This is a genomic window from Burkholderia sp. SRS-W-2-2016, from assembly GCF_001931485.1.
Lineage (GTDB): Bacteria > Pseudomonadota > Gammaproteobacteria > Burkholderiales > Burkholderiaceae > Paraburkholderia.
On sequence record NZ_MSDV01000027.1, the window covers coordinates 1 to 19549 of the forward strand.

19 protein-coding genes and 1 pseudogene are annotated in these 19549 nt (G+C 64.5%); 8 read left to right on the forward strand and 12 right to left on the reverse strand.

What is annotated here, in order from left to right; all coding sequences use genetic code 11:
- Positions 1 to 96 precede the first annotated feature (96 nt).
- Both BTH42_RS13870 and BTH42_RS13875 read left to right on the forward strand, forming a co-directional pair.
- A complete protein-coding gene (locus tag BTH42_RS13870) occupies positions 97 to 1248 on the forward strand; it encodes an FAD-dependent monooxygenase (protein ID WP_075300209.1) in 1152 nt (383 codons plus the stop codon).
- Positions 1249 to 1281: 33 nt separating this feature from the next.
- Positions 1282 to 2043 carry an IclR family transcriptional regulator gene (locus tag BTH42_RS13875; protein ID WP_075300211.1) on the forward strand — a complete coding sequence of 254 codons (762 nt, stop codon included), beginning with the start codon at positions 1282 to 1284 and terminating at the stop codon, positions 2041 to 2043.
- Between the two features lie 96 nt (positions 2044 to 2139).
- On the opposite strand, the gene BTH42_RS13880 is transcribed toward BTH42_RS13875, so the two are convergent.
- From BTH42_RS13880 to BTH42_RS13890, 3 genes and pseudogenes are all read right to left on the reverse strand, one after another.
- On the reverse strand, positions 2140 to 2556 hold the full coding sequence (locus BTH42_RS13880; protein ID WP_075300213.1) for an organic hydroperoxide resistance protein: 417 nt from the start codon (positions 2554 to 2556) through the stop codon (positions 2140 to 2142).
- A 300-nt stretch (positions 2557 to 2856) separates the two neighbouring features.
- Positions 2857 to 3498, reverse strand: a complete 642-nt coding sequence (locus BTH42_RS13885) for a DUF1109 domain-containing protein (RefSeq protein ID WP_075300215.1) — start codon at positions 3496 to 3498, stop codon at positions 2857 to 2859.
- A pseudogene (locus BTH42_RS13890) lies at positions 3495 to 4068 on the reverse strand (sigma-70 family RNA polymerase sigma factor). The gene BTH42_RS13885 and the pseudogene BTH42_RS13890 overlap by 4 nt, the downstream one beginning before the upstream one ends.
- A 272-nt stretch (positions 4069 to 4340) precedes the next feature.
- Between BTH42_RS13890 and BTH42_RS13895 the strand changes: the two are divergent.
- The 4 genes from BTH42_RS13895 to BTH42_RS13910 all read left to right on the forward strand — a co-directional run bounded on the left by BTH42_RS13895 (position 4341) and on the right by BTH42_RS13910 (position 6570).
- Positions 4341 to 4592 (forward strand): pentapeptide MXKDX repeat protein, encoded by a 252-nt coding sequence (locus BTH42_RS13895; protein WP_075300217.1) that lies wholly within the window; start codon positions 4341 to 4343, stop codon positions 4590 to 4592.
- Between the two features lie 77 nt (positions 4593 to 4669).
- The gene (locus BTH42_RS13900) at positions 4670 to 5296 is read left to right on the forward strand and encodes a cytochrome b/b6 domain-containing protein (RefSeq protein ID WP_075300219.1); all 627 of its coding nucleotides are present in this window, start codon (positions 4670 to 4672) and stop codon (positions 5294 to 5296) included.
- A 24-nt stretch (positions 5297 to 5320) separates the two neighbouring features.
- Positions 5321 to 6097 carry a molybdopterin-dependent oxidoreductase gene (locus BTH42_RS13905; protein WP_075300221.1) on the forward strand — a complete coding sequence of 259 codons (777 nt, stop codon included), beginning with the start codon at positions 5321 to 5323 and terminating at the stop codon, positions 6095 to 6097.
- Positions 6098 to 6168: 71 nt separating this feature from the next.
- Positions 6169 to 6570, forward strand: a complete 402-nt coding sequence (locus BTH42_RS13910) for a hypothetical protein (protein WP_075300223.1) — start codon at positions 6169 to 6171, stop codon at positions 6568 to 6570.
- A gap of 109 nt (positions 6571 to 6679) precedes the next feature.
- Here the strand turns inward: BTH42_RS13910 and BTH42_RS13915 are convergent, their stop codons facing one another.
- The 3 genes from BTH42_RS13915 to BTH42_RS13925 form a co-directional block, all read right to left on the reverse strand.
- Positions 6680 to 7552, reverse strand: coding sequence for a neutral zinc metallopeptidase (locus BTH42_RS13915; protein ID WP_075300225.1), 873 nt, complete (start codon positions 7550 to 7552; stop codon positions 6680 to 6682).
- Between the two features lie 373 nt (positions 7553 to 7925).
- Positions 7926 to 9506, reverse strand: a complete 1581-nt coding sequence (locus BTH42_RS13920) for an isocitrate lyase (protein WP_075300227.1) — start codon at positions 9504 to 9506, stop codon at positions 7926 to 7928.
- A 585-nt stretch (positions 9507 to 10091) separates the two neighbouring features.
- A complete protein-coding gene (locus tag BTH42_RS13925; protein WP_075300229.1) occupies positions 10092 to 11552 on the reverse strand; it encodes a DEAD/DEAH box helicase in 1461 nt (486 codons plus the stop codon).
- A gap of 294 nt (positions 11553 to 11846) precedes the next feature.
- Between BTH42_RS13925 and rarD the strand changes: the two genes are divergently transcribed.
- A complete protein-coding gene (rarD, locus tag BTH42_RS13930) occupies positions 11847 to 12740 on the forward strand; it encodes an EamA family transporter RarD (RefSeq protein ID WP_075300231.1) in 894 nt (297 codons plus the stop codon).
- Here the strand turns inward: rarD and BTH42_RS13935 are convergent.
- Positions 12677 to 13411 (reverse strand): GNAT family N-acetyltransferase, encoded by a 735-nt coding sequence (locus BTH42_RS13935; RefSeq protein WP_075300233.1) that lies wholly within the window; start codon positions 13409 to 13411, stop codon positions 12677 to 12679. The genes rarD and BTH42_RS13935 overlap by 64 nt on opposite strands.
- Before the next feature lie 120 nt (positions 13412 to 13531).
- Here BTH42_RS13935 and BTH42_RS13940 point away from each other — a divergent pair, with 120 nt between their 5' ends.
- Entirely contained in the window at positions 13532 to 14218 is a 687-nt protein-coding gene (locus BTH42_RS13940) for a cytochrome b/b6 domain-containing protein (protein ID WP_075300235.1), read from the forward strand.
- Positions 14219 to 14273: 55 nt separating this feature from the next.
- On the opposite strand, the gene BTH42_RS13945 is transcribed toward BTH42_RS13940, so the two are convergent.
- The 5 genes from BTH42_RS13945 to BTH42_RS13965 form a co-directional block, all read right to left on the reverse strand.
- The gene (locus BTH42_RS13945; protein WP_075300237.1) at positions 14274 to 14729 is read right to left on the reverse strand and encodes a CHRD domain-containing protein; all 456 of its coding nucleotides are present in this window, start codon (positions 14727 to 14729) and stop codon (positions 14274 to 14276) included.
- A 181-nt stretch (positions 14730 to 14910) separates the two neighbouring features.
- On the reverse strand, positions 14911 to 16182 hold the full coding sequence (locus BTH42_RS13950) for an MFS transporter (protein WP_075300239.1): 1272 nt from the start codon (positions 16180 to 16182) through the stop codon (positions 14911 to 14913).
- Between the two features lie 153 nt (positions 16183 to 16335).
- Positions 16336 to 17640 (reverse strand): sodium:proton antiporter, encoded by a 1305-nt coding sequence (locus BTH42_RS13955; protein ID WP_075300241.1) that lies wholly within the window; start codon positions 17638 to 17640, stop codon positions 16336 to 16338.
- Between the two features lie 51 nt (positions 17641 to 17691).
- Positions 17692 to 18045: a hypothetical protein gene (locus BTH42_RS13960; protein ID WP_075300243.1), complete on the reverse strand. Its 354-nt coding sequence runs from the start codon at positions 18043 to 18045 to the stop codon at positions 17692 to 17694.
- A 139-nt stretch (positions 18046 to 18184) separates the two neighbouring features.
- Positions 18185 to 19549 (reverse strand): erythromycin esterase family protein (locus tag BTH42_RS13965; RefSeq protein WP_143752047.1); only part of this gene is annotated, 1365 nt, incomplete at its 5' end.

A 19549-nucleotide genomic window follows, 5' to 3' on the forward strand; every position in this document is an offset into this window, starting at 1 on the left:
CACCCAAGGGATTCCCCCAGGTCCCCCATCCCGAAAACCATTTGCGCCCGGAATATTTTCTCGCCACAATCGGCTCCTGTTCAAATTAACACCATCATGTTCATTTATGAACATAGGAGAAGCGAAGTGCTGAAGATCGGGATCAATGGCGGCGGCATCGGCGGCCTGGCCGCGGCAATTGCGTTGCACAAGCAGGGCCACGACGTCGTCGTGTTCGAACAGGCCGAGCGTTTCGGGCGGGTCGGCGCGGATATCAACCTGACGCCGAACGCGGTGCGCGCGCTCGACGGTCTCGGCATCGGCGCGACGCTGCGCGAGACCGCCGCGCGTCCGTCGGCGCGGATCAGCCGGATGTGGGACACCGGCGAAGTGACCTCGCATCTGCCGATGTCCGACGAAGCCGAAATCAAATACGGCGCACCCCAACTGACGATGCACCGCGCGGACGTGATCGCCGCGCTCGAAGCCGCGATGCCGGCCGGCGCGCTGCGGCTCGGCCAGCGCGTGACGCAACTCGCGCAGGAGGACGGCGCGGCCGGCCTGACGCTCGCCGACGGCAGCGAGCAGCGCTTCGATCTCGTGATCGGCGCGGACGGCATCCACTCGGGCGTGCGCGAATTCATCCTCGGTCCGGACGCGCCGCAGTTCACCGGCATCGTGTCGTATCGCGCGGTCGTGCCGGCCACGCGTCTGGCGAACCTCGAAACGGGCGCCTTCGTCAAATGGTGGGGCCCGGCGCCGGAATCGCAGATCGTCACGTTCCCGCTCAATCGCGGCCGCGACGTGTTCATCTTCGCGACCACCGCGCAGACCGACTGGACCAACGAATCGTGGACCGCGCCGGGCGACCCCGACGCGCTGCGCGACGCCTACAAGCACTTCCACGCCGACGCGAAAACCCTGCTGGCCGCCTGCGATTCCGTGCTCGCGTCCGCGCTGTACGTGCGCGATCCGCTGCCGCAGTGGAGCCGCGGCAACTTCACGCTGCTCGGCGACGCCTGCCATCCGATGATGCCGTTCATGGCGCAAGGCGCCGGCATGGCGATCGAGGATGCGGTGGTGCTGTCCCGCGCGCTCGCCGGCGCATCGGGCGCAACGCTCGACGCCGCGCTCACGCGCTACGAAGACGCGCGCCGCGACCGCACCGCGCGCATCCAGATCGGCTCGCGTGGCAATAACTGGCTAAAGGAAGGCGGCAACGGCGACTGGGTCTACGGCTACGATGCGTGGACAGTTCCTGTGGCATGATCCGACTCCCTCGCCTGGTTCTTCGTCCATCGTATGGCTGACAACTCCGACCGCAGTAACGAATCGTCGAACGCCGTCGAGCGCTCGTTCCGTCTGTTGCGTTTCATCGCCGAAGGCGGACAGACCGGCAACGTCAGCGAGGCGGCGCGGCAGCTCGGCGTGAATCGCATCACGCTGATGCGGCTGATCGCATCGCTCGAGGCGCTCGGGTTGATCGTCGAGGGACCGGCCGGGCATCGGTTGGGCTTGCCGTTTCTGACGCTCGCGTCGGCGGCGCTCGGCTCGTCGGATCTGATCACGCATGCGCGCTCGGTGCTGCCGACGCTCGCCGCGCTCACGCGGATGTCCGCGTATCTGGTGGTGCGCGAAGGCGCGGAGATCGTCTATTCGCTGGCCGAAGTGCCGGACACGCCGCTGGTCTCGCAGATTCGCGTCGGCAGCCGGCTGCCCGCGTATCGCGCGACGCCGGGGCTCGCGATGCTCGCGCTGCTGGAACCCGCCACGCTCGAGCAGATGTGCGCGACGCAGTGGACCGAGCCCGACGCGCCATCGTTCGACGAACTGTCCGCGCGTCTCGCGCAGATTCGCGCGGACGGCTGCGCGTGGAGCCACTCGGGGCTCGAAGCGGGCATCGATTCGTGCGCGGCGCCGATCGTCGATGCCAGCGGCAATGCGCTCGCGGCGCTCAGTATCGCGGGACCGTCGCGGCTGTTTGCCGACCGGCCCGAGCATGACGAGGCGCTTGCGCAGCCGGTCAAACGCGCCGCCGCGCAGATTTCGAAGCTGCTGGCATAGCGCTCGGGCCCGCGCCGCCGTAAGAAAAAAAACGAGGCCTCGATGGGCCTCGTCTTCACGCTCCTTCGCCGAGCAGTGCCAGGCGAATTTCTCTCTTCAGACCAGCGTGGTCTGCACGTCCACATTGCCGCGCAGCGCCTTCGAATACGGGCAGGTCTGATGCGCGCGCTCGATCAACCCAAGCGCCACGTCGCGATCGAGGCCGGGCAGGCTCACGTTCAGACGCGCCTGCAGGAAGTACGCACCCTCGGTCGTGCCGAGATCGATTTCCGCATCGACGCTGGTATCGGCCGGCAGCGTGACTTGCGCCGCCCGCGCGGCCAGACCCAGCGCGCCGATATAGCACGCGGACCAGCCGGCGCCGAGCAGTTGCTCGGGATTGGTGCCGGCGCCCGACGATCCCGGCGACGACAGTTTGACTTCCAGACGGCCGTCCGAGCTGCGCGCGGCGCCATCGCGGCCGCCGGTGGTGTGGGTCTTGCCGGTGTACAGCACTTTTTCGATGCGGGTCATGGTGAATGCTCCTGTTGATCCAGTGAATTTCGATGCGGCATGTCCGAGGTCGACGCCGTCGCCGGCGATTCGCGGGAGCGGCGTTGGGTTCGACTTGCGGTGCACGTATTGAAACGCGCGGGTGTATCCCGGGTGTGTCTGGATCAGCAGGTTTGGTATGCGGGCGTATCTGGAATGGCGGTTGATACAGTGCGATACAAACAGGTCATCGCGCTGATTTCGAGCGTGATTTCGAGCGTGATTGCGAGCGAGGTGTCTAAGCTGTTTGCACCGCCGTTGTACCGCTCAATTGCTGGCTGCCTACCACCGCAGCAGCCGCGGACCGAGCAACGCGCCGATCGCCGTGGGTACGAGCATCCCGAGCAGATACCATGCGGCCCAGAACGGGATGCCCATTTCCGGGCAATGCAGGCAATACGCAAGCGTTGCCGTCGAACCCGCCAGCAAGCCGCCCGCCGCGCCCGACACCGCAAGCCGCGTCGGCGCCAGCCCCTTGAGCGCCCAAAAGACGGCGACAAAGCCCGGCGCCGCCAGCATCGCGATCAGCAGCGGACACACGCGCCAGGTCGAGCCGAGCACGAGTGCGAGTCGCGAGCCATCCGGCGCGGCGCTCAACACATAGGCCGCGGCCAGCCACACCAGCACGACCGGCGCGGCGATCACCCAGCGGCTGCCTCCCGCGCGCACGCCGGGCCTGGCAAGCCGCATCGACATCCACAGCGAGCCAATCGCGAGACACAACGGCAGCGCGATCTTGGCCCAGAAGAGCGGCGTCACCGCGACTTCGACGAGATCGCGGCGGATGCCAAGCAGCGCCGCCGTAATCAGCGTCGCACTCGCCGCGCCAATTAGTACAGCGATGGAAAAGCGTTTCGTCGGTGCGTGGTGGTCCACCGGCGCGACGCCGGTCGCAAGCAGGGAAATGAAGTCATCCGTTTTCATCGTGTTCCTCGAATCCTCGCCGCCAATGCCTTCAACCCACGATGCACGCCGATCTTGACCGCCGACTCCGACATCCCGGTCAGCTTCGCGGTCTCCGTCACCGATAGTCCTTCGAGTTTGACGTGCACGATCGTGCAGACGCTGACGCTCGGGCAGATGTTCCAGCAGGCTGGCCACGTCGCGCCTGGCTTGCGCCGGTTCGAGATCGGGCGCGGCGAGCAGTTCGAATGCATCGTCGAGCGGATCGTTCAGCGCGTCGTGGCGCGAGCGCGCGCGAAAGTAGTCGGTCAGCTTGTAGCGCGCGATCGCGTGAATCCATGCGGTCAGCGGCTCGTCCGCGCGATAGGTATGCCTTGCGTTATGCACTGCCAGCAGTATTTCCTGCACCAGATCCTCGACATCGGCGGCGCGATCGTAAAGCCGTCGCCGCAGAAAGCCTCGCAGGTGCGGACCCAGTTCCGCGAGAAATTGCCGGTATCCGGCGCTATCGCCATCCAGGCCGCGCAGGAACAGGGCACGCAGATGCGACTCCTTTGCCTGCGCCGCGGTGATATCGGTAGTTCGGTTCATCTGGGGTGCCGGTTACAGGAAACAGAAGTTTATTCCATCGTCGTGTGCGGCGGCGTTCGCGGCCGGCTCGCGCGCGTGTCTTTTGCCATACAGGCAAAAAAATTTTCGCAGTGCTGTAACCGCGCCCGGACGCATCGCGAACTACCTGTCAGATGCGGGATGGCGACGCATCGGTAGTTGCTGGATAACGCTCTTCCCTGATGGACATCGACCGCTCATGAACTACAGCGCTGAGCGGTCACAGTCCGATTAACGACATTCAAGGAGTTGTCATGAAACACATTGCAGTCGCGGCAATTGCCGCAGCGTTGCTCGTCGGCGGCGGTCCGGCATTCGCCCAGGCGAGCGGCGCAATGGCCAAAGATTCGATGTCGAAAGACTCGATGAACAAAGACTCGATGGCCAAGGATTCGATGTCCAAAGATGCAATGGGTAAGGACGCGATGTCCAAACACCCGATGAAAAAGGACAGCGGCAAGATGAAACCCGACGCGATGAAGAAAGACGACGCGATGAGCCAGTAACACGCGCGGGTGCGCTCACGGCATCGCGCCGCGACCGCACCCGTGGACACGAGCTCACGGATTCCCCGGAGATTGATATGAATGCGCTTGCCCAACCCGGCGCGTCGCCCCGCGCGACGCGCACGATCCAGCCTGCGTGGGTGCGCATCGCGCACTGGCTCAACGCGTTGGCCGTGGTGCTGATGATGCTGTCGGGATGGCGCATCTACGATGCGTCGCCGGTGTTCCGGGATCTCGTGATCCCGCCTGGCATCACGTTGGGCGGCTGGCTCGGCGGCGCATTGCAATGGCATTTCGCGGCGATGTGGCTGCTGTTTGGCAACGCACTCTTTTATCTGGCGATGAACCTCGTCACCGGCCGTCTGCGCGCGAAGTTCTTCCCGCTGTCGCCACGCGCGATTCTTCACGACCTCGGCGAAGCATTGCGAGGCCGTCTGTCGCACGCGGATCCGGGCCGCTATAACGCGGTGCAGAAATTCGCTTATCTGTTCGTGATGGTCGACATTGCCGTGCTGATCGTATCGGGGCTCGTGATATGGAAATCAGTGCAGTTTCCGTTACTGCGCGAGTTGCTCGGCGGATACGACCGCGCGCGGGTCGTTCATTTCTGCGCGATGGTGTTGCTGGCCGGTTTCATCGTCGTCCATCTGGCCATGGTCGCGCTCGTGCCGCGTTCGCTGCTGACGATGATTCGCGGCCGCTAACGGCGATAACGGAGGAACGAAATCGTGAAGCCATCCAATCGTGTGCCGCCGGACATCGATCTCGCGTCGCTGAGTATCGACGTGCGCCGTGAACTCGACATGCCGTCGCGGCGGCTATTCGGCAAACGCATCCTGACGCTCGGCGGCCTTGCGATGCTGAGCGGCTGCAGCCTGTCGGACGACAAATCGGTCGACACGTTTCTGGCCGGCGTGTCGCGCATGAACGATCGCGTGCAGGCCTGGCTATTCGATCCGAACCGTCTCGCGCCGACCTATACCGAAGCACAGATCACCCGGCCGTTTCCGTTCAATGCGTTCTACGGCATCGACGATGTGCCGCACGTCGACGGCAGCGACTTTCGTTTGAAAGTGAGTGGACTCGTGCGGAACAGGAAGGACTGGACGCTCGCGGAGCTTTACGCATTACCGCAGGCCGAACAGATCACGCGACATATCTGCGTCGAAGGCTGGAGCGCGATCGGCAGATGGGGCGGCACGCCATTCGCGGAATTCCTGAAGCGCATCGGTGCCGACACGTCCGCGAAATATGTGGGTTTCAAATGCGCGGACGACTACTATGAAAGCATCGATATGCGAACCGCGCTGCATCCGCAGACGCTGCTGACCTTTACGTACGACGGGCAGCAACTGCCCGAAAAATACGGTTATCCGATGAAGCTCAGAATGCCCACGAAGCTCGGCTACAAGAATCCGAAGCACATCATGGAGATTTTCGTGACCAACACATTTCCGGGCGGCTATTGGGTCGATCAGGGTTACAACTGGTTCGGCGGTTCGTGAAGCATAGGTAATGCCTGAACCCCGGGCACGCAAAACGCCCGGCGGCGCCGGCAGTGACGAGGGCAGCAATCATGGCGAGCGAATGGAAGCGCCGCGCGAGGCTGTTCATTCAGCGTTTCTGGCAGCCGGTCAGCGCGTGCATGACCTGCATGCCGGGAAGCTGGGGCAATATCCTCAGCATCCCCCACTGGATGATTGCATTGCAGACAGGTCTGCTGACCGGACTTCTCGCGGTACTGCTGACGTTCACGTCCGCGGCCGGGTTTTATAAGCACCGGTATGGCAATGCGTTGATTGTCGGCGTACTGACTACGATCGGGGATGCTTTCGCTCATCCGAACCATTACCGCATCCCGTATGTGGAGCACCTCGTGACGGGGGCGGTATCCGGTCTGTTGGCATTGGCGGCGTCATATCTGCTCGAAGACAAGGCGAGACGCGTGCGCACCGCATGGGCGCGAGTTTTTTCTTAGCCGCGAACGGGCAGATCAGAACCGAACGGCCAGCCCGACCGTGAAAGGCCGGAGGCTGAGCCGTCATCACACAGCAAAATTCCCGGTCCGCGACGGGATCACAACCGGATCACAACGACTGCGCTGAAAACGTATCGCATTGACGGATGTCACCACTCGTCAGACCACGCTTCAGCCACCGCTGACGCTGCTCGCTCGTACCATGCGTGAAAGCCTCGGGCACGACGCGTCCCTGCGATTGCCGCTGCAGCCGGTCGTCGCCGATCGCGGCCGCGGCGTTAAGGCCCTGCTCGAAATCGCCCGGCTCGATCAGCTTCGCATTCTGCTGCTGCGCGACATTGGCCCACACGCCGGCGAGACAATCCGCCTGCAATTCGAGCCGCACGGACAACGCGTTGGCCCGTGCTTCGGACATGCGCGCACGCGCGGCCTCGTACTTATCGGAAATCCCGATGACGTTCTGTACGTGATGCCCGACCTCATGCGCGATCACGTACGCCTGCGCGAAATCACCGCTCGCACCGAAACGCTCGCGCAGCTCGCGGTAAAACGACAGGTCGATATAGACCGTGCGATCTTGCGGGCAATAGAAAGGACCCATCGCGGCCTGGCCGGTGCCGCACGCGGTCTGCGTTGCGTCGGTGAAAAGCACCAGCTTGGGCGCCGGATAGTCCTGCCCGCCGACCTGCGTCTGGAAGATGTGCTGCCACGTGCGTTCCGTGTTGCCGAGCACACGGCGAACGAAGTGGCCGCCCTGATCGTCGACGGGCGCCGCGCTTGCCGGCGCCTGACGCTGCTCGGTGCCGCCTTGCAACACCTGCGCGCCGTTGATAATCGTCATCGGGTTGATGCCGAAGAAATACGACGCGGCCAGCGCAATGATGATGGTCCCGATACCGATGCCGCCACCCACGCGCATCCCGCCGCCGCGGCCACGCCGGTCTTCGACGTTCTGGCTTTCTGCTTCATCATCGAGGCGCATGTTTTTTCCCTGGAATGTTTCGCAACGCGTGCGAGGCGAATTGGTTTGTAATGTGTAGCATTTTATATACCGGCATACGTAATTCAAATTCGCCGCTCGAGTCGCGGCTTAAAGGCCGGTTCGCCGTTTTCCCGCCCCCCGAACGAAAACGTACGGAAGAATACCGGCTACGAACACCGCGAGTAAAAGCATTAGTAGCGCGCGTTGGTCAACAAAAGTTAATTGGTGTTTTCGCGGGCGGTTCCAGATTCCCACACGATGCGCGTCGATCCCGCGGCACAGAGCCATACGCCGCGAGCAACTCACCCAATAAAAAAAAATGCCAACCCAAAAGGGTTGGCATTGCGCTGCGAGAGTTGCTGCTTCGATCAGATTAGAACTGATTCATCGTATTGTCTTTACCTGCCGCTTTCAGCGCTGCTTCGCCGCTGAAGTACTCCTTGTGGTCGTCGCCGATATCCGAGCCCGACATGTTCTGGTGCTTCACACAGGCGATGCCCTGACGGATTTCCTTGCGCTGCACGTTGGCCACATAACCCAGCATGCCCTGGTCGCCGAAGTATTCCTTCGCGAGGTTGTCGGTCGACAGCGCGGCGGTGTGGTACGTCGGCAGCGTGATCAGGTGATGGAAAATCCCCGCTTCACGCGATGCGTCGGCCTGGAAGGTCCGGATCTTCTCGTCGGCGAGCGTCGCCAGTTCGGTCTGATCGTATTCCACGCTCATCAGCTGCGCGCGGTCGTACTTGGACACGTCCTTGCCGGCGGCCTTCATCGCGTCGTACGCCTGCTGGCGGAAATTCAGCGTCCAGTTGAACGACGGGCTGTTGTTGTACACCAGCTTCGCGTTCGGGATCACCTTGCGAATTTCGCTGACCATGCCGCCGATCTGCGCGATATGCGGTTTTTCGGTTTCGATCCACAGCAGGTCGGCACCGTTTTGCAGCGCGGTCACGCAATCGAGCACGCAGCGCGCTTCGCCCGAGCCGGCGCGGAACTGGAACAGGTTGCTCGGCAGGCGCTTCGGACGCAGCAGCTTGCCGTCGCGCTTGATGATCACGTCGCCGTTGCCCAGTTGGTCGGCCGACAGCTCCTCGCAATCGAGGAACGAGTTGTATTGGTCGCCCAGGTCGCCCGGCGTGGTGGTCACGGCGATCTGCTTGGTCAGGCCGGCGCCCAGCGAGTCGGTACGGGCCACGATGATGCCGTCGTCCACGCCCAGTTCGAGGAACGCGTAACGGATCGCGCGGATCTTGGCGAGGAAGTCCTCGTGCGGCACGGTGACCTTGCCGTCCTGGTGGCCGCACTGCTTCTCGTCGGACACCTGATTTTCGATCTGGATGCAGCATGCGCCCGCTTCGATGAACTGCTTGGCCAGCAGGTAGGTTGCTTCCGCGTTGCCGAAACCGGCGTCGATGTCGGCGATGATCGGCACCACGTGGGTCACGTGGTTATCGATCTTTTCCTGGATCGCGGCTTTGGCAGCGCCTTCGGCGGCGTCCAGCTGGCGGAACAGACCGCCGAGTTCACGAGCATCGGCCTGGCGCAGGAACGTGTACAGCTCGCGGATCAGCGCGCTGACGGAGGTTTTTTCGTGCATCGACTGGTCCGGCAGCGGGCCGAACTCGGAGCGCAGCGCGGCCACCATCCAGCCCGACAGATACAGATAGCGGCGCTCGGTGCTGTTGAAGTGCTTCTTGATCGAGATCATCTTCTGCTGACCGATGAAACCGTGCCAGCAACCCAGCGACTGGGTGTACCTGGCCGGGTCGGCATCGTACGCGGCCATGTCGGCGCGCATGATCTTCGCGGTGTATTTCGCGATGTCGAGACCCGTCTTGAACTTGTTCTGCGCGCGCATGCGTGCCGCGTATTCGGGGCTGATGGCATTCCAGGAGCTGCCTTGCTGTTCCTTCAAACCAGCCACTGCCTTGATGTCGTCTTGATATTGGGCCATGTGTATCTCCTGATAGCTAAGGGTGTTTGATTCAACCGTTCGGCTCGCCGCTACGTCCGTCGAAGCGAGCTGCATGGAATAAATAGTAGCGCCGGCCCAAGTGCTTTGGTGAAGTCTTATATAAGACATAAGAGTTTATTTTTTGTTATTTTTCAATGAGATACGTAACGCTTTTTGCGATGCAAAAAACGCTTTCAAGCGGCGAAAAAATCGCCCCGACGAAATTCCGGACGAATTTCGCGATGTGAAAAGTCTTTTCGGGTATTGGAGACGGAACAGGCGGGGACGGCTGGGGCCGAGATCGCTGGCGGGACGATCTGGCAGACGTCGGTTTCGGCGCGACGACGCGCCGAGGCGCGCTCAAAGGGGGATGGCCGGGGCTGGGTGGCCCGGTGGCTGGTGAGCTCACCACTCGGCAGTCGTTTGCCAGGCATCGACCGGGAGCGAGTGAGTGCGGCGAGCGTATGCGGTCCGCTGAGGAAGCGGACATTCGCGGGCAGAGAAAGGGACACGCGAGCGCCGGTTGCGCCCTGGAAGCAGTCAGCTATTTCCAGGGCCGGCGTTACTTATCCCCAAAGACAAAGATCAGGGTTTGCGTTTGCCGCGTCCGCCAGCGGGTTTGCCAGCCGGCTTACGTGAAGCCGCTGCCGGCTTCTTGCCGGCGGGTTGACCTGCGGATTTGTTGCGCGGCTTTTGCACGCTGAATGGGCTACCGATGGTGTAGCTCGTGTCGTTATCCGCGGCCACCGCACGCGACGCCGCAGGCTTGCGGTTGTTTTCGCCGCTTTGCGGGCGCGGCTTTTTGCCGGGCGCCGGCATGGCGCCCGATGCAGCCTGCGGCACTTTAGGCTTCTTCGGTTTTTTCGGCTTCTTGATGAGCTCGCCCGTCGCGCTGGTTTCCGGCACGCGATGGTCGGCTTCAAAACCCGGCTCCTCTTTACGAGGCAAGGTTTGCCGGATCAGCGCTTCGATCGCGGCCAGTTGCGGCGCCTCATCCGCACACACGAGCGACACCGCCACGCCGCTCGCGCCAGCGCGGCCGGTTCGGCCAATCCGGTGCACATAGTCTTGCGCGACGATCGGCAGATCGACGTTGATCACCAGCGGCAGGTCGTCGATATCCAGTCCGCGCGCGGCGACATCGGTGGCGACCAGCATCTGTACCTCGCGCGTCTTGAAGCGCTCCAGCGCACGCAGACGCGCGGGCTGCGGTTTGTCGCCGTGGATGGTATCGACCGCGTAGCCCGCTTCATCGAGCATCGCCGCGAGGTAATCCACGCCATTGCGGGTTTTGACGAACACCAGCGCGTGCTCCCAGCGGTTCTCGGCCACGAGGTGCATGAACAGCTCGGGCTTGTTGCGCTTATCCACCGGCACCACCCACTGCTTGATCTTGCTGGCCGTGGCATTGGGCGGGCTGACGCTGATATTGACCGGGTCGCGCAGAATGTTCGCCGCCATCGCGCGGATGTCGTCGGTAAACGTGGCGGAGAACAGCAGCGTCTGGCGCCGCGCGGGCAACGCGGCGAAGACGGCGTCGAGTTCGCGCGCGAAGCCGAGATCCAGCATGCGGTCGGCTTCGTCCAGCACCAGCGTTTGCACCTGATCGAACTGCACCGCGTTCTGGCGGTTGAGGTCGAGCAAACGGCCCGGCGTGGCAACGAGCACGTCGACGCCTTTGCGCAACTTCATCATCTGCGGGTTGATGCTCACACCGCCGTAGGCGGCGAGAAATCGCAAGTCGAGGCCCTTGCCGTAAGCGACGAAGCTTTGCAGCACCTGTTCGGCCAGCTCGCGCGTGGGCACCAGCACCAGCACGCGCGCGCGGTTGCTGGACACCGCCGGGCCGTGTTGCACCAGCCGTTGCAGCAGCGGCAGCGCAAAGCCCGCCGTCTTGCCGGTGCCGGTCTGTGCCGCGGCCATCGCGTCCTTGCCGCCGAGCACGACGGGAATCGCCTTGGTCTGCACCGGCGTCGGTGTCTGGTAATTGAGGTCCTGCAGATTACGCAGCAAGGGATCGATCAGGCCAAGGGAGGCAAAAGACATCGGCGTATTCCGGGGTAAAAGCGCAATTCTAGCGGTTAGCGGGCGCAGGGCAGCGGGCGGATCGATGGACACAAAGACCGGCGTTGCCCGGGCACGCCACGGTTATCCGCTGCGCCGCTACCTTTCATCGTAAGCGCGACGTCAGGCTGGACAGCAACAAACGCTGCCAGCCAAAATGAGCCCTCGTCGCAAAACCGACCGATCGGCGCAGGGCCGGGTGAAATCCGCACGAGACTCCTGACCACCGAGACGCCCCCGCCCCGACCACGCGCATCGCGCCAACTACCACGAACCATGAATCCCGGCATCGTCTACGCCTTTTTCGCCTTCGTCATCTGGGGCCTCTTTCCCGTCTACTTCAAGACGCTCCATCAGATTCCCGCGCTCGAGATCCTCGCCCACCGCATGGCGTGGTCGCTCGTGTTCATCGTCGCGGTGCTGGCGGTACGCAACCACTGGGCGTGGCTGCGCCCGGCGCTGCGCGACAGGCGCGTGCTCGGACGCTTCGTCGCGAGCGCGGTGCTGCTCTCGGCCAACTGGGGCATCTACATCTGGGCGGTGAACGCCGGGCATATCGTCGAGGCGAGCCTCGGTTACTTCATCAATCCGCTGATCAACGTGCTGTTCGGCTTCGTGTTCCTGCACGAGCGGATGCGCCCGCTGCAATGGTGCGCGGTCGCGCTCGCGACTTTGGGCGTGGTCTGGCTCACCTGGCAAAACGGCGCGCCGCCGTGGATCAGCCTCGCGCTCGCGCTGACGTTCGGCGGCTATGGCCTTCTGCGCAAGACCGCCAAGCTGGGCGCGCTCGAAGGCCTCGCGCTCGAAACGGTGCTGCTGTTTCCGGTGGCGATCGTCTATCTGCTGATCATCGGCATGGCCGGCGCCAGCCATTTAACGCATGCGCCGCTCGGGCTGCAAGTGCTGCTGGCCGCCGCCGGGCCGATCACGGCCGTGCCGCTGCTGCTGTTCGCGGCCGCCGCGCGACGTATCCCGCTGTCGATGCTCGGCCTGATCCAGTACGTGACGCCCACGCTTCAGCTGCTCACCGGCGTGCTGATCTACAGTGAGCCGTTCAGTTCCGTGCAGGCGATCGGCTACGGCGCGATCTGGGTGGCACTCGCGCTCTACTCGTTCGAAGGGCTGCGCGGCACGCTGGCCGCCGCGCGCCAGGCGCGCCGGGCGGCTTGAAGAGCTTGAAGAGTCTGAAGGGCGGCACAACTGAAAATCGACGCGCAGACGCCCGCACCTCCGATGCGCGGAAGTCTGGCGCGAACGGGAGCACACGCTGTTGTCCAGGTGCTCGCGTGCGGAATCTTCGCCGGACTTTTTGCCGGCGCCTTCCCGGTGTCATCCAGATGTCGCTCGTAATGAACGAGGTCATGCCACTCGCCATGTAGATACATACTGCGGCGAGCCTGCCCGAAAGCCACGAAGCCGTTGCGTTCGAGCACACGCATCGAGCCGATGTTCTGAGGCCGCACCACCGCCTCGATTCGCGACAAACTGAGTTCCGTCGCGGCCAGCTCCATCGCGAGCTTGACCGCCTGGGATGCATATCCCTTTCCCGCAAAACCGGCACCGATCCGATATCCAAGCGTCGCCTTATTGAAATACGGGCGCGTGACACCGACCAGATTCACACGTCCGACAATCGCGTCGTCGGACCGTACGAGATATTGATAAGCGCGATCGCCGGCGATGTCCGCCAGCGCTGCTTCTATCGCTTCGGCGACGGCCGATGCGCTGTAGTAATCGGCGGCGCGAGCGTTGATCCATTGCTCGAAATAGGCGCGGTTTTCGATCTCGAATGCCAGAAGCGCGTCGGCATCGCTCAGTGTGGGAGCGCTAATTGTCAGCATGGCGCCGGGGCGAGTTGAATTAGCCGGCGATTGTATCGGCCCCGGCCTTGAAACAGATCGGGGGCCGGCCACGTCGGCGCCATCTTTGCACTAGACTGCATTGTCACCGTCCAGCCACCCATGCCCGCCCCCATCGAGCACCCATCCCAAGCTTCGAGCCGCCCGGTTCTGGTCTGGGACGCGCCGGTCCGCCTGTTCCACTGGCTGACCGGCGCGCTTGTCGCGGCCGCTTATGTCACGCTGAAACTGAACCTGATCGACTGGCACATCCGCGCCGGCGAAGCACTGCTGGCTCTGCTGATCGCGCGGCTGCTGTGGGGCTGTTTCGGCAGCGAGACCGCGCGCTTTCGCAGTTTCGTCGCGTCGCCCGCAAGCGCGTTTCGTCACTTGCGGCGGCTGTTTCATCGCGAACCGGATAGGCAGATCGGCCACAATGCGGCCGGCGGCTGGATGGTGCTGTTGCTGCTCACGCTACTGCTGATCGAGACGCTGAGCGGCCTCTACGTCAACAACGACATCGCCGACGCAGGCCCGTTGAGCGAATGGGTGCCCGTGTGGCTCGCCAACGCGATCTCGACGCTACACGGTCTGGTCTGGGACGTGCTGCTCGCCGCAGTGGCAGTGCACGTCCTCGTGATCGCGCTCTATGCGGCGGTAAAAGGCCACAACCTGCTGCGGCCGATGCTGACCGGCTACAAGCAGCTACCGTTGTCGCTCGACGCGCCGCGGCAAGCGCCGGCATGGCTGGCGCTGCTGCCGCTCGGCGTCGGCATCGGCGTGGTGATGCTGCTCGCGGCTTATGTTTGAGCCTGCGCCCGCCGCGAGCCTCGTTCCCGTAGCAGTACGGCACCAACGGCCGCGCTTACTTCGGCGGCGTCACCTGGCCGCGAATCTCGCCGTTCGGATTGTTCTTCGTATGAACGTTGATGTACATCTCGCCGGCCTCGAACAGCTTGGCCTCGTCCGGCGATAGCGTGGCCTGACCGGTGATCGGGCTCGTCACCTCGGTCGTGCCCTTCTGCGACAGCCAGACCTTCACCCCGGCGTTCTTGCCGGCCGCCGCGGGCCCGTGGAAATGCGCCATCGTGGCCGGACTCGACAAGCCGCTGAAGGTGATGTTCCACGTGACGGCGCGCGTGCCGGCGTCGTATGTGAGCGCAGCATTGCCGCTGCCGGGCGTCTGCACCGGCGGAACCTGCTGGGCGCCCGTCAACGGCACGGCGAACGAAACCGGCGCCGCCTGCGCGAAGTTCAAAGCCCCCGCTAAAGCCAGACCACCGAACACCATGCAAGCGCGCTGCGAGATCGATCGTGACATTTGGTTTTCTCCAGTTGGATGTGCCCCCGAGCGGGCAGGCTAGGTTCGAAGCATGCGGCGGACCACGTCGGCGCGGCTGCCAGCCTCGGCGGTGAAAACAAGAATAGACGCCAGCCGCCCGAAACGCGCGGGAAGAATCGACTGCAACCGCTTCCGCCAGCCACCAGCCACAGCCGCCGTTCTACGAAAACAGCGCCGACGTATCGATATCGGCCATCTTGTCGAGTTCGTCGCGGCGCGTATCGCAAGCCCGCCGGATCAACGCGCCTTGCGCGATCCACACCGCCAGCGAAATCATCGCGAGGCTGCCGAGCCCGAGGAACGCGATCGGGTAGCCGAAGCGGGTCGCGAGCCAGCCGCCGAGCAACGGACTCAGACAGCCGCCCGCCGCTTCCACGCTTTTCACCACGCCCTGACCGAGATTCACACGCCCGCTGCCATGCAACAGATGCACGACCAGCGCCGGAATCGCGACGCTTTGCAGCCCGGAACCCAGGCCGTCGAAAATCTGCACCGGCACGATCCCCCACGTCGCGGTCAGCCATGCCGCGGTCACCGCGCGCGCCGGCAGCGTGATCAATGTCGCGAGGATGATCCACCAGAAGCCGAAGCGGCGAATCAGGCGACTCGCGTAGACGGCGGCAATCAGCATCACGACCTGCGAAATGATGATATTGGCCGCGGTAATGCCGCTCGCGTTGCGGTGATGCAGCGCCGCCTGCGCCATGCTGTAAAGCGGCAGCATCACGGAATTGCCGAGGCTGAACGCGGCCAGCACGATCGAGAGCAACAGCAGCGGACGCGAGCGCAGCACCGCGCGGATGCCTTCCGCGTGGATCTGCGAGTTGTCGCTGTCGTCCTCGTGGGACAGGCCGCGCGCATAGTGCCGATGCACCGCGCGCGCCGGAATCAGCAACACCGACACGATGCAGGCGAGCCCGAACGCCGCACCGAGCGCGAATACCCAGACGATGCCGAGCCACCAGCCGATCGCCCCGGACAACGCGGCCGCCGCGATATTGCCCGCATGGTTCGCGACCTGCGTGCGGCCATACAGGCGATCGAAATTCTTGCGGCCGGCCATGCCGAGTGTCAGCCCGGTCAATGCGGTGCCCATCACCGAGCCCGCCACCGCGGTCGCGATCTGCGACAGCGCGATCGGCCAGAAGCTGCGCGACACCCAGAACACGCCCGCAGCCGCGACCGTCAGCGCGCTCGCGACCACCACCACCGAGCGGCGATGCGAGGTCGCGTCGATCAGCGCGCCGGCCGGCGCGGTGACGAGCACGCCGACGATCGCTCCCATCGTCAGCACGGTGCCGATCATGCTGGCGCTCCAGCCGTGCTCCTGCAGAAAGATGCCGAGAAAAGGGCCGGCGCCGGCTTGCACGTCCGCGGCAAAGAAGCTGACCGCCAGCAAGGGGAATGACGGTTTCGCGTGATGTTTTTCCATTATGACGAGCGCGCTCCCTGGTACTCCTACCGCTCAAGCTCCATCGACACGTCGTGCGCGAAAGGCTGTCAGGTACACCGCCGTTACCTCCGCATCATTCGTGCCTATCGCGGCGCGCGAACACCTGGCGGAGCGTTGATCACCGTGCGATTCTCAGCGCCGCCCCGCGAAATACCGGCCCAACACATAATTCGCGGTCGACCCATGCAACAGCACCGACAGCACGATTGCGTTCAACACCGCGGGCAGCAGCGGCGCGATCGCATCGCGTGCGTATTCGAGTCCGAACATCAGGTAATAGAACGCACCGACGCCGCGAATCCCCATCCACGCCATCAGATGCCGCTGACCGCGGTCGATGCGCGCGCCGCCCATCGCGACGAAAACCGACAGCGGCCGCGCGACGAAAAACAGAAACAGCGCGGGCAGGACCGCGCGAACGTCGAGCATCTCGCGCCAATGCGCGGACACCACGCAGCCGATGATCAGCATCAGCGACAACTCCGCGATCCGTTCCATTTCGAGCGTGAAGCCCATCATCGATTCGGCCAGATACGCGTGCGCTTTCTGCGGGTCTTTGGCGACCTCGACCCGTTCGCCGCGCGGCACGTCTTCCAGCACTTCCGCGGGGTTCCTGTCGCCGGTCGCGCGCAGTTCCTCGTGACGCAACGCGACGCCGGCGACGAACACCGCGATGAACGCATACGCATGCACGAGCAGCGCCGCGCCGTACGACGTCGCCATCAGACCCAGCGCGAGAAAACCGTCGAGGCCGGTCGCCTCGCCGTAGCGGGTGCGCAGAAACAGGATCGCGCGGGCGAACACGATCGCGAGCACGCCGCCGATCACCGGCGCGCTCGCGATCCCCCACACCACCGAGCCGGCGAAATGCGCGCCGCTGCTGGAGCCGAACAGCTGCGCGCCGGCCATCGTCAGCCCGAGCACCGCGAACGGGTAAGCGGCGCCGTCGTTCATCCCGCCTTCGCCGGACAGCGCGAAGCGCACCGGTTCATCGTCGCCGGCCTGCTTCACGCGCAGTTCGTTGGCGAGCACCGGGTCGGTCGGCGCGAGCGTCGCGGCGAGAAACAGCGCGGCGCCGCTCGCGTGGCCGGTCAACCATGCGGTAAAGCCGAACATCATCGCGACGGTGACCAGCATCGCGGGGCCGCCGAGCCGCAGCGGCAACCACCACAGCGGATTGTTCAGACGCACGCGCAGATGCATGCCGATCGAGAACAGCGACACCACCAGCCCGACTTCCGCGATGATCGCGAGCAGCACCGTGTTGTTGAGCAGATCGACGCCGACCAGACCGGTCACGCCCGGCCCCATCACGACGCCGACCGCGAGATAGATCATCGCGCCCGTCAGCGGCAGACGCCGGATCGGCCCGCGCGCGATCGCCATGAACGTCAGCAGCGCGCCGATCAGCAGGAACCAGAGCGGTTCGTCCTTCATATCGGGAGTTGGAGCGCGCGCAACCATCGCCGGCGACGAACCGCGCGGCGCCTAGCGCGCATCACTCGCGCCTTGCGGCATAGCCGGGCGTTCCCGCTTGCCCGACGCGTGCGGGTCCGGTTTGCTCGGCGGCCGGTTCGCGTGCCCCGCCTGCTCCCGCTTCGCCTGATCGCGGCTCAGCTCGGCGGGCGGCGTGCCCGTTTGACCGGCCGCGCCCGCGCCGCCTTCGGTGCCCGCGCTGTTGCCGGTCTGCGCGAGCAGCAGCGGTTGAGCGGCGCCGGTCGAAACACGCGTGGTCGCGGCTTCGCGCGGTTGCTGTTGCGCGATTGCGCTGCCCGCCGCGAACAACAGCATCGCGAACAGCGCCACGCCGACGGCGCGCAGTACGAGCTTCTTGAGTTTCATTGGCGGCCTCCCCAGCCGGACGGATTCGATGTCCACTGTCCGTGCTGTTGCAAAACGCGTTCCATCCCCGGCGCGGGGGTGGGTTGACGCGGCCGCCCGGGCTTTCCTGACCGGTTGCTTCAGGTTGCTTCAGGTAGCTTCACATGCCGAACGGAAAAGTTTCCGCCGGGCCGTCCTGCTCGCCCGCCGACACCGGCAGCGCGGTCACCGCGCTGGTGTGGTCGAACCACAGATACGCGTCGAACTGCTCGGCCAGCGATGCCTCCGCGTAGTGGCTATATCGTTCGGTGTCCGGACGATAGATCACGCCGATAAAACGTTCGAGCAGCGGTTCGCGCAGGCGCTCGCGCAACGCGTCGTGTACGCCCGGCCGAAGGTCCAGCATGAAGCGGCCGATCTGCGCGCCGTGCATGCGCAATTCGTAGCTGCCTTCGCGCGACGGAAGCACCGTCATCGTTTGCAGCGGACCGCCCCAGTCGCTGGCCGCGGCGACCGTGCCGCCGTGCGTGCCGAAACCGATCAACGCGGCCGCGTCGCCGAAATGCGTGCGGCACAACTGGCCGAGGTTCAGTTCGTCCTGCACGCGGCCCATTTCCGTCGCGCGCGCATCGCCGATGTGCGAGTTGTGCGCCCACACGACCATCCGCGCGTCGGCGCCGCCGCTGTCGAGTGCGTGACGCAGCGTGTCGAACATGTGCGTATCGCGCAGATTCCAGCTTTGCGCGCCGCCGTAATACATCGCGCGATAGTACTGTTCGGCGACCGCGATCAGCCGCGCGTTCTGCGCGGCGTCGAGAAAGCGCTCGCCGTCCGCGTGTTCGTACGCGAGTCGGTGCCTGAGCAGATCGGCGAGCTGCGCGACCACGTGCTCTTCGCACTGCGCGTAGCCGCCGCTGAGCGCCGCGCGGCCATAGACGGCCGGGTCCTTCTGCCACGGACTCAGACAGCCGTAGCGCTCGCGCGCGACACGCGCGGCGCCGGGGTCGACGGTGTCGAGATAGCGCAGCACCGCTTCGATCGATTCGGACAGGCTGTAGATGTCGAGTCCGTAGAAGCGCGTTTGTTGCTCGGCGTGCGCGGCGTGTGTTGCGCGCGCCGCATTGTGCGCGCGCAGCCACGCCACGAAAGCCATGAACTCCGCGTTGCGCCACATCCATACCGGGAAACGGCGGAACGGCGCGGCGCGCGGGGCCGGCGCGGGACGCCCGCGGATGTGGCGATCGATGATCGCGGCGTCGGGCCAGTCGGCTTCGACCGCGATCATCGAAAAGCCGTGCTGTTCGACGAGGCGTCGCGTGATCGCGGCACGCGCACGGTAGAACTCCGAGGTGCCGTGGCTCGATTCGCCGAGCAGGATCACGCGACGGTTGGCGAAGCGGTCGATGAAGGTGGCGAACTGGTCGGAGTCGAGATTCGGGAGCGGTTCGGCGGCTTCGCGGATGGTGGATTCGAGGGTGGGGGGTTGGGCGGGGTCGCCGAGGGCTCTAATAAAAAGAACCGACCC